This window comes from Mycobacterium sp. (assembly GCF_052143115.1).
In the GTDB taxonomy this organism is placed as follows: Bacteria; Actinomycetota; Actinomycetes; order Mycobacteriales; family Mycobacteriaceae; genus Mycobacterium.
Genome location: NZ_JBKQTQ010000003.1, coordinates 1 through 9700 on the forward strand (window position 1 = coordinate 1; position 9700 = coordinate 9700).

The window sequence follows — 9700 nt, forward strand, 5'->3', positions numbered from 1 at the left end:
AAGCCGATGATCTGGTCATCTTGCTCGAGGACGAGCCAATCGTGGGTGGCGCGGAGCCCATCGATGCGCGCAGCCATCTCGTCAACGGTCGGGACGTCGATCTCCCAACTGATCGCCGTGTTCTGGACGTAGGGGCGGTAAATCGCCAGACACGCAGCGGCATCCTGTGCCGAAGCCGGACGCACGCCACTGCTGCTTGCTTCCATGCCAGTATCTTCCAGCCGGTTGGCTCTCTGCTTATGCGAGGGCGTGCGCGTCGACGTCATATAGTTGCGCGATGGTTGATCGACTTTCGGGACCTGATGCTTACGCTGGACAAAACCTTGATAGCGATGTATCCACGCCAACCGTATTCATAGCTACGCCCATGTATGGGGGCATGGCTGCGGGGATTTACACCGTGTCAATGGTGCAATTACCCGCTATCTTCCTGAGAAACAGGGTTGATTCGTTGTACGCCGTCACGTCGAGTGAAAGCCTCGTGCCGAATGCCAGGAACGTCTTGACCCATCAATTTCTAGAATCCGAGGCCACCCATTTGATGTGGATCGATTCGGATATTGGGTTTTATGCCATGGATATAGTCAGCATGCTGATAGCTGATAAGGACATCGTGTGTGGGATATATCCCAAGAAAGAAGTCGATTGGGCGCGTGTGGCACGGGCGGTCAAGGCTGGCGTCCCGCCGGAAGAGTTGAGCAACCACGCAGGCTCATTCGCAATTAAACTCCTGGATGGTTCCGCTGCAGGTGAGGACGCCGACTCCGATGGATTGTTTGAGATTGAAGCCGGAGGTACCGGATTCATGCTCATCAAGCGCGGCGTGTTCGATGCGCTATCCGAGGATGTCTCCGGCTATTTACCAGACCGAAAAGTAATCAAAGAGTTTTACGCCACGACCATCGAGCCTGGGACGGGCAAGCTGATAACAGAGGATTACCATTTCTGTAGGCAGGCGCGTAGCCACGGTTTCAAGATTTATGCGGCGCCCTGGGTGCGTTTAGGCCATGCCGGAACGTACGTATTTGACCGCCGTTTTGACCTGAACCGGCTGAATTTAAGCGATGGATCCGAAATTGATCCCAGCGGCTAGGGCGCACACGGCATGTGCGGGGCCAACGCCGCCGCCATCGCGCTCGCGGAACTCGCCCCAGAATGAGCGGTGAGCAGGTCAAATATCCACCGGCCCGCCGGCATCGGCGATAGTGTGCCGTCCAGCGATAAGACGGCCCTGCTGCGGTATGTCACTGATGAAGCAGTGGGCTTCACCGTGGCGCGCTGTGTTGGCGTCGAATCGGGGATCCGACTGGCTTTTTCCCTATCGAAAAACCTCTCGCTCGAGGACGCGCGCTAATTGAACTCGGCCACAAAGTGATTGGCGGTTACGGCCTGCGCATCCCACACTAAGGGCACTCGGCGATAAAGGTCGATTCTACCCTACTGCTCTGCGACTAGGACGATCGGGCTTGCTGGCGCGGTTGGGCTCATCGACTGCCCGCCTTACGGAGCGGGCGCTCCCCCACCTACCACAGCGGCCGCACCAGAAGTCGGTGCGCCCCCTTGCTCGCCCGGCATCACGCTCGGCAGCGATGGGGGGCCTTCCATTGATGTCGGTGTGGACGGCGTGTTACCGCTGGGCGATCCCGGGGATTGCCCTCCGTTACCTGCGATCACGGTGTCGTCGTCGTCGTCTCTGCTGCGGGACACACAAGGGGGTCTAGCGGCGGTGCCGCCTGGTGCGTTGTCGGCGAGGAAGGGATCGAGCCACTTTTGGGGCACCGCGCTCCCGCCGATGGCGCCGGCACATCCGTATCTCGACTTAACTTGATCCCGTTGGGAACCCGTGCCGGGATAAGCGTTCGCGACGCCCGGTGAGCCGACGGCAACCAGGCCAGCAACCGCCAGCGCCACCGCCGCCCGCGCTTGTTTTGCGGAAGCTATACGGGCTGGCATGGCGGAATCATATCGAAATGACGTCGCCGTAGACAGTCTCGCTGTCCTGCGACGTATCGCTGTTGATCAACGCTGTGGCGAAAAATCGGACGCTCGTGGGACCGCCGCAAGCGTCGGCTTTGACTTCTGCGTCGTGAATGAAGATCGTGCCGGTGCGGCCCTTGATTGGTGCTCGACCCAGACCCACATTGGCGATCCAGCCAGGCAACAGCTTGAGGGTAATAATAGGGGCAAACGGGACAGCGCTTTGCCCAATACCGACGTTCCCACCCGAGCTCAAGTCGACCTGGCAGCCAACTTGCACCCCAAGGATAAGGCTGCCGGAATTCACCGGAACGCCACCGCTGCCGTCGATATTCGCGTCCGCCTCTGCGCTGACAAAAGCCTCTCTGGTGAACGCGGTTGCCGCAAAGTTAGCCACCGAATTGACCGTCATGCTCTTGAGCGAGGCGGTCAGCTGCCATCCGTCGCGGGTAACCACAGCCCGGGACACATCCGCGACAGGCCCAGCCGCCGCGATACCGTCGGCCATGACGAGGAGAGTTGCGCCGATGACGCCGGCGCAAAAAAGCTTGCGCACTATTCTCCCCTAGCTGTCAGCCGCTCTTGACGGTAGCTAAAAAGATAAACCATTTTGCACTATTGACGTTGCGTGACACGCCAGACCTCTGCACATCGGCGGTAACAAAACGGCGGCGAAAAACGGCCACGGCCGGGAATTGGATTGACGCCAGCAACAACTGGGCCGCAAGCGCCGAATGTCGGATGAACGCCGAGAGTCTCTGGCCACGGCCCGCGAAGGACATAATCGACTTAAGCGCCGACGGCCGGGCTTCAAGAATACGGGCTCGGCATAATGAATGTTCAGACATAGCGTTTCAGTTCCCGGCTAGCTACTTCGACCTGAAGAACCCTTGATCGGTGTGACAAACGGGGTTGAGGGGTGGTGGTCGGGTGTGGCTTGAGGGCTCGGGTGTCGGTTTCATGCTGCGAGGGCACCGATCTTGACGAGATTGTGAGCGAAGACGCCGTGTCCGCACCAGGTTCGGGCGCCATGGATGCCGGTGAGTTCGGTGCGGTTCCAGCCGTAGCTTCGTTTGATGTGGTTGATCCGTCCTTCGGATCCGGTGGGCCATTTGACCTTCTCGCGGAAGGCTCGCCGGTGTTCGAACTCGCGGCGGGCGGCACTGGGTTTGCTCTTGCGGGGGATCGCCACGCTGCGCACGCCGAGCTCGTGCAGGTCGCGTTCAACCGATGCTTCGCCGTAGCCGCGGTCAGCGGTGACCGCGCGCGGTGGGTGCCCGGTGCGGCCGGTGATCCGTTCGATCGCCGGGGCCAACTGAGGGGCGTCTGGCGGGTTCCCGATCTCGACGTTGTGGTCGAGGATGACCCCATCGGCGTTGTCGACGAGCTGTGCCTTGTAGCCGAACTCGACCGGCTTGCCCAGGCGCCCTTTGCGGATCGGGCGGGCGTCGACATCATGCAGGCTGACCAGCCGGCTGGCCGATTCGGGCATCACCCCGCCCAGGCGGCTACGGGCTTGGGCCACCACGCGTTTCGTGCGTCCCACGATGGTGTCCAGGTCGTTGATCGCCCGGTGCAGCCGGCCTCTGCGCTGCCCGGTCGCAGCGCGCAGCGCGCGTTGAGCGTTGCGCAGCACCGCGGCGGCCTCCCGCATCACCTGTTCGGCGATCCCGGCCAGCTCACCGGTGATCCGACGGACCACGGCCTGGGCCTCGTCCCGGTGCTGCTGCCCGCGCAGCCGCAGCTTCGCGGCGATCGAGCGGGCTCGCCGTCCCGCGCAGCGTCGCCGGTCTGGCGCCCGCGTCCGCCGCGCACCACCGGCGGCTTTGATCCGCTCCACGGCCCGCGCCATCGAGCCGACCGCCTTGGCTAGCAGACCCGAATCGGTCGGATAGGCCACATCGGCCTCCACCACGGTGGTGTCGGCGCGGACCTTGTCGGTACGCAGCAGCTTGGCTGCGGCCGCCTTGGCCAGCAGCGCCTCGTTGAGCCCGGCGACCGCGTCGTCCCCGCACCGGGTGGTGATCTTCATCAACGTGGTCGGGTGCGGCACCCGAGTGCCGAACGGGATCCGGCAAAACCGCTGCCAGGAGATCGAATCGGCCACCTCCCGACACAGCGACTCATAGCCCAGCCGGTAGCGGAACTTCAAAAACATCAACCGCAGATAGGTCTCCACCGGGATCGACGGGCGACCGATCCGAGCATCGAAATACGCTGCGAACGGCGCGAAGAACACCGGATCATCCAGCAGCGCATCCACCCGACCCAACTCAACGGGCAACACCAACAGCTCCGGCGGCAGAATCGCATCCCACAACGTCGGCTGGTCGTTTACAGTTCTGAGCACGATGGCCTCGATCCCTTCTAGCCCAAGGGGTTGAGGCCATCCTCTCCTCCAGATACACCCACCTCAGGGACCGCCACGCCCCGACTTTTTCAGGTCGAAGTAGCTAGGAGGCCGCCGTGGTGTGCGCGTGGCGCAGATGGGGATGGGCATCGTGACGGTCGCGGCACTCCGCAGCAACTTCAACGTCAATGGGTCGAATGATCGACGGACCGGCAACGGTCGGCCTTTACCCGGCGGTCGCCACTGTGGGCAAATACCGATAGCGCAGCACGCATCGAAACGCAGACATCTCCGCGCGCAATAAGCGCCACGCGGGCAGCGCGCTACGATCCCGTAGTTGCGCCGAACGGCCGATGCCGGCCGCTACGTCCTGGGCGAAACGGTGGCCAAAGGCCCGTCGATGTTCGACATCGCACGATTGGATCGGTCCGGCGGCATGGACTCCGCCAACCGCGATCCCGTCGCAGAAATCGGGCGGTGTGCGGACGCCGCCGGGCTACAGACCGCCAGCCTCGACGAAGTGCTCTGCATTACCCCCGTCTGACGCGGTGGTGACACGCGGCCGATTTGCCTGCCTGGCTGTTACCGGTAGGTGATCGGCGTGGGCGCGTGCTGGCCGATATCGCCCGACTTCCATATCCCGCCTCTAAAACTTTCATCGGCGCAACCTAACTCGCGGTGATGTCTACGCGCCCACGCGCCCCAGGCGGCCAGCGTCTTCTAGCAGATCGGCGGCGCTGGCAACGCTTACAGCAGGTTTCGTCATCTGGGCGGCGACCTCACGGGCTCGAGTGATGCATTGCGGATCAAGGATGGAACGCAGGTCTGCGACCAGCGAACCCAGGTTGCTGGCCGAGAAGGCCCGCTCTGAGCCGACTTTCAGCCGCTTGACGGCATCTGCCCAGATCTGCTGATCGTTGATCGGGTGCCAGAGGATCAACGTGGGTATTCCGGCCCGCATGCCTGCGGCCGTGGTACCGGCGCCCCCTTGATGAACCACCGCGCGGCAAGCCGGAAAAACGGCCGAGTGGTTCACCGCGCCCACAACCTTCACCTGGTCAGAATGCGGGGCATCGGCGAAGTCACTTGCCCCAGAGCAAATCAACGCCCGCTCGCCTAACCGCGCGCAGGCCACGCTGATCAGACCGAACGTCTGAGCAGGGTATGGGAGCCACACGCCGCTGCCAAAGCCGAAGTAGATCGGCGGCGTTCCCTCGGCGATCCAGGACAAGACCTCGTCGTCGGCTTCGGTCGGCAACTCCAACGTCAGCGCCCCGACGAAGGGCCGCCAACCACCTCCGTCCGCCCACTCGGCTGCCAGCTCGGGAAAGCAGAGCGCGTCGTAGGCCTGAATCTCAAGGAATCGCGTCGAGCGTCCCGTCGCGTCAGGCAGGCCCAGTGCACGGCGTTGGGCGTCTTCAGCCTCCTCTGTTGTGTCGCCGGCCCAGCCACTCAGGCGTGAATGCGCTCCCGGGAAGAAGTGCAGCGCCGCCTGCGGAATGCCGTAGTACTCCGCGACGTTGGCGGCCAGCCCCTGCTCGATTCTGCCCGTAAGTAACAGGTCGGCCCCGTTTGCCAGCGCCGTCAGCGTCGTGCCCCACTCCTCCATGGCCCGGGACAGGTACTCGATATGCGTTGCCATCGCGGTGGCCGGATCCTCGACCGTCCGGTTGCGGACCGAACTGAGCGGCTCCGGGCCGAAGGCGACCGCAGCAAGTTCCGCCAACTCAAGGAAGCCAACCATGTTGGGCGGGACCGCCATGCACACGTCGTGACCTCGGCGCAGCAGCTCCCGACCGACGGTGGCGAAAGGCTCTACATCGCCGCGAGTTCCGTAGGCGGCGAGTACCACTTTCATCGGCGGAGCCTAACTTAAGGTCCCATTGCTGGGTAGCAGGCCACCGCCGAGGTTGTATTTGATGGCCGGCAGGGCCAGATTAGCGACCGCTGTAGAGGAAGGCGACCATCGACACCATGATCGCGACCACCATGACCCTGCTCGTGGGCGCGGCGTCGCGTAGCTTCACGTGCGATCCTGCCGGACGCGGTTAGGGACGGCTCCAAGCCGAGAAGCTATCTGGGCAGTTACTATCGCGGGCTGCCCACGACTACTTCAACTATTTGAGGTCAACCACTATGGCTAGCTTCAGACGGCCCATGACCGATCAACGAAAGCTGCTGCTCCGCAGCAACTTCAACGTCAATGGGTCGAATCATCGATGGACGAACTCCAGTCGGCCCTTACCCGGCGGTCGCCACTGTGGGCAAATGCCGATAGCGCAGCACGCATCGAAACGCAGACATCTCCGCGCGCAATAAGCGCCGCACGGGCAGCGCGCTACGATCCCGTAGTGGCGACTTAAGGCCGCAATCGTAAGGGGGAAGCGGTGTTTCGGCCTTGGCCGCCGCCCCGCCGATGGTTGTTTTCGCGGTGCTGGTTCTGATGATGGGCCAGACACTATCGGTGAATCTGTTGCGGCGGCAATATGTTTCAAGGTGAACAACTCCTTTTCTGTTGCGTGAACAGAGGCGCCAATATCTCCTCCTTCTCCTCGGAGTGCTGGACGTCGGCGGCTGCTGACGGTGACCACGGTCGCGATGCTGAACAGCATCACTGCACCCCTATGACCTGCTCCGCAGTCCGCTGTGATGCTGTGCGCGATCGAGCCGGGGTCAAAAACCATCAGGTACCGTTCCAGGCATTCGGGACAGTTGGAGATATTATGGCGTTCGCTGAGCCGATCATTGTCGTGCTAGGCCCGCGGTTTGGAGGCACATCAGCCGTTGCCGGCGTGCTGCACCACCTCGGCGTATTCATGGGCGCAGATTTCGTGTGGGCCTATCGCGGACCACACGAGTCCTGGGAGGACTCGCGGCTTAGCCAGTTATGCGTACGGGCGTTCAGCGGGCCTGGCGATCAGCTGCAAATGAATGCCGGCTCCTTCCAGGCGAAGGTTCAAAGTTGGGCCGACGAGCATCGCCTTGCTGCCCGCACGGCGGGGCGCCGGCCTGGCGCCAAGGACCCGCTTCTTTGCCTCGCAATCGATTTCATCCGTGACGCCGGGATTCCGATAGTGCCGGCGGTGGTGGACCGACCCTTCGAGAAAGTGGTGGCGTCGCTGAATCAACTCGGATGGTTGACGGATGAGCGGGAGCGGGCTGAGTCGACGGCACACTTGATAGCGGCACGCGACCGCGCGCTTAGTGGCGTTGCGACGGTTAGGGTTGACTTCGAGGAGCTTCGGGCCGCGCCCGCCGATGTGATCCGCCGTCTCGCGGACGGGCTGAGCCTCGAGGTAACAGAGGCCCAACTGAAAGCGGCTGCGGACAGCGTTATGAAATCTGCCGACGTGCCCCGCGACGTGGATCCTAACCAACGTTTCATCGAACTTCCACGGCCCGAGGTGACAGACAACCCCGACGATCTGCGACCGGTGTCCACGCTGGCCCAGATCTATTTCCGTGGGGGCGATTTCGCGAACGCGCGCACGTGGTTTGAGCGAATGATAGAGCTCGCCGACTCGGACGAGGGAACCTTCTGGGCGATGCTGCGGGTCGCGCAATCGATGGAGATGCTCGGCGAACCGTGGCCCGATGTTCAGGACGCTTACCTGCGGGCGTGGGAGTTCCGACCGACCCGCGCGGAGCCACTCTACGACATCGCCCGCCATTACATTGCCGAGAAGCGTGCCCGGCTCGGCTACTTATATGCCCAGCGCGCCGCCGAAATCCCGCTGCCCGAAGACGACATGACGATACCGCACCCAGACCTCTACGCCTGGCGCACAACCTTTCAGCAGCTGGTGTGCGCGTACCACATAGACAAGCAAGCCGAAGCGTTTACGTTGTCGCGGCGCCTGCTGGCCCGCCCCGACATCCCCGACGGCGATCGACAAGGCATCGCGAGCATTCGAGACTTGCCGGTGCCGATCATGCTGGAGGCGGCATCGTCATACCCAGATGTGCTGGCGCGCAACCTCATCGCGGGTCCACCCGACGCTGAGGTCACCGTCAGCCTGGTCGCCGGTGCGGATCGGGCTGCCACCGAACAGACGCTGAACTCGTTTCTGCACTGCTGCACTGACGTGTCACGGGTCGGACGCTTCCTGGTGGTCGACGCCGGCCTGTCGGCCCAAGATCGCGCGATACTGCAAGAGAGATGCACGTTCCTCGAGTTTGCCGACTGCGCCCCCGGCACCGAGCTCCGCGACCAAATCCACGGACGCTGCTGGCTGCATCTCGGGCAGGGCTGGCGGTTTTTCGCCCCCGAGAATTTGATCACCCGCCTGACCGCGGTGCTCGACGCCGAAACACAGGTGTTCCAGGTCGGAATCAACCTCGCCGACGCAGTCACGCTCACCGGCACCAGCGCGCCCGAACAGACGGTGCGCCGAACGGCCGATGCCGGCCGCTACGTCCTGACCGACGTGGTGGCCACAGGCCCGGCGATGTTCGACACCGCACGACTAGATCAAGCCGGCGGCATCGACACCACCCACCCCGATCCCGCCGCCGGGCTACAGACCGCCAGCCTCGACGAAGTACTCTGCATCACCCCCGTCTGACAAGCGAAATCAGCAGATTATTTTGTGCCGGTGCGCCTCTGACCGATTTCAATCATCTTCGGAAGGCGGGAAGCGTGTCAGGCAATACGTCGTCAGGTCAAGTATCAACGCGTCTCGCTCAGCCTGACGCGGCACCCCGCTGGCACTGGCACTTTGAATTGTCATGAACAGCCGTACGATCGCGAGAGGATTGAGCTGGTTGGCGGCGTCCTGAAAGCTCGCCAGAATTTTCGGGACATCTTCGCCGTCCAGCGCGACTAACGCCATAATTTTCTGGACCCGCTCGGTTATCTCGGCTTCATCAGTCAACCCACAGATGGCGCTGCCGTGTGACTCGATCCGTCTGTACATGTCGAGCAAGCCTTGCCCGTAGAGCATTTTGAGGCCATTGACGTAGCGCCGGAAGTCTTCCGCGTCCTGCGGGTTCGGTTGTTCGATTTCTGCTAAGTGCTTGGGGATCAGTTCCTCTGGACGTTCACCGAGCGCCGTCAGGAACGCGTTGATGTGGGTCTCCAGGTCGGCGTCGTCCACGTCGTCGGTCCTGCCTACCAGCGCAGCTTTAGGCGGCGCAGGTGAGTGACGCTGGTGGGTTTATGCACGACCGTCGGCGTGAAGCCTGGTTTGAGTTCGAAATTTGGGATGCGGTTCAACCACTCGGTCAAAAACGCGTCCATTTCAAGGCGAGCCAGGTGCATGCCCAAGCATCTGTGCATGCCGCCGCCGAATGCCCAGTGGCGTTGGCGCCGGACCTCTCCGTGGCTGTCCCTCGATATCTCATCGCCGCCGTTTGTTCTGCCCGCGGCTTCCA

At 62.7% G+C, this 9700-nt stretch carries 9 protein-coding genes; 3 read left to right on the forward strand and 6 right to left on the reverse strand.

The genetic code is table 11. The features are described 5' to 3' along the window. On the reverse strand, positions 1–206 hold a 206-nt coding region (locus ACLQI9_RS00140; protein ID WP_442390698.1), incomplete at its 3' end, for a GNAT family N-acetyltransferase. 71 nt (positions 207–277) lie between these two features. Between ACLQI9_RS00140 and ACLQI9_RS00145 the strand changes: the two genes are divergently transcribed. Next, a complete protein-coding gene (locus ACLQI9_RS00145; RefSeq protein ID WP_442376712.1) occupies positions 278–1093 on the forward strand; it encodes a hypothetical protein in 816 nt (271 codons plus the stop codon). A gap of 867 nt (positions 1094–1960) precedes the next feature. Here ACLQI9_RS00145 and ACLQI9_RS00150 read toward each other — a convergent pair. Together ACLQI9_RS00150 and ACLQI9_RS00155 are read right to left on the reverse strand one after the other, a co-directional pair. Next, positions 1961–2533, reverse strand: coding sequence for an MspA family porin (locus ACLQI9_RS00150; RefSeq protein WP_442376715.1), 573 nt, complete (start codon positions 2531–2533; stop codon positions 1961–1963). 402 nt (positions 2534–2935) lie between these two features. Continuing rightward, on the reverse strand, positions 2936–4327 hold the full coding sequence (locus tag ACLQI9_RS00155; RefSeq protein ID WP_442376718.1) for an ISNCY family transposase: 1392 nt from the start codon (positions 4325–4327) through the stop codon (positions 2936–2938). Between the two features lie 337 nt (positions 4328–4664). Here ACLQI9_RS00155 and ACLQI9_RS00160 point away from each other — a divergent pair, with 337 nt between their 5' ends. Beyond that, a complete protein-coding gene (locus ACLQI9_RS00160; RefSeq protein WP_442376720.1) occupies positions 4665–4871 on the forward strand; it encodes a hypothetical protein in 207 nt (68 codons plus the stop codon). A gap of 141 nt (positions 4872–5012) precedes the next feature. Here the strand turns inward: ACLQI9_RS00160 and ACLQI9_RS00165 are convergent, their stop codons facing one another. Beyond that, positions 5013–6185, reverse strand: coding sequence for a glycosyltransferase (locus ACLQI9_RS00165; protein WP_442390700.1), 1173 nt, complete (start codon positions 6183–6185; stop codon positions 5013–5015). Between the two features lie 865 nt (positions 6186–7050). Between ACLQI9_RS00165 and ACLQI9_RS00170 the strand changes: the two genes are divergently transcribed. Further along, positions 7051–8892 (forward strand): tetratricopeptide repeat protein, encoded by a 1842-nt coding sequence (locus tag ACLQI9_RS00170; protein WP_442390702.1) that lies wholly within the window; start codon positions 7051–7053, stop codon positions 8890–8892. Positions 8893–8940: 48 nt separating this feature from the next. Here the strand turns inward: ACLQI9_RS00170 and ACLQI9_RS00175 are convergent, their stop codons facing one another. Both ACLQI9_RS00175 and ACLQI9_RS00180 read right to left on the reverse strand, forming a co-directional pair. Next, the gene (locus ACLQI9_RS00175) at positions 8941–9423 is read right to left on the reverse strand and encodes a hypothetical protein (RefSeq protein WP_442376724.1); all 483 of its coding nucleotides are present in this window, start codon (positions 9421–9423) and stop codon (positions 8941–8943) included. Between the two features lie 14 nt (positions 9424–9437). After that, the coding region (locus tag ACLQI9_RS00180; protein WP_442390704.1) for a cytochrome P450 at positions 9438–9700 on the reverse strand (263 nt) is incomplete at its 5' end.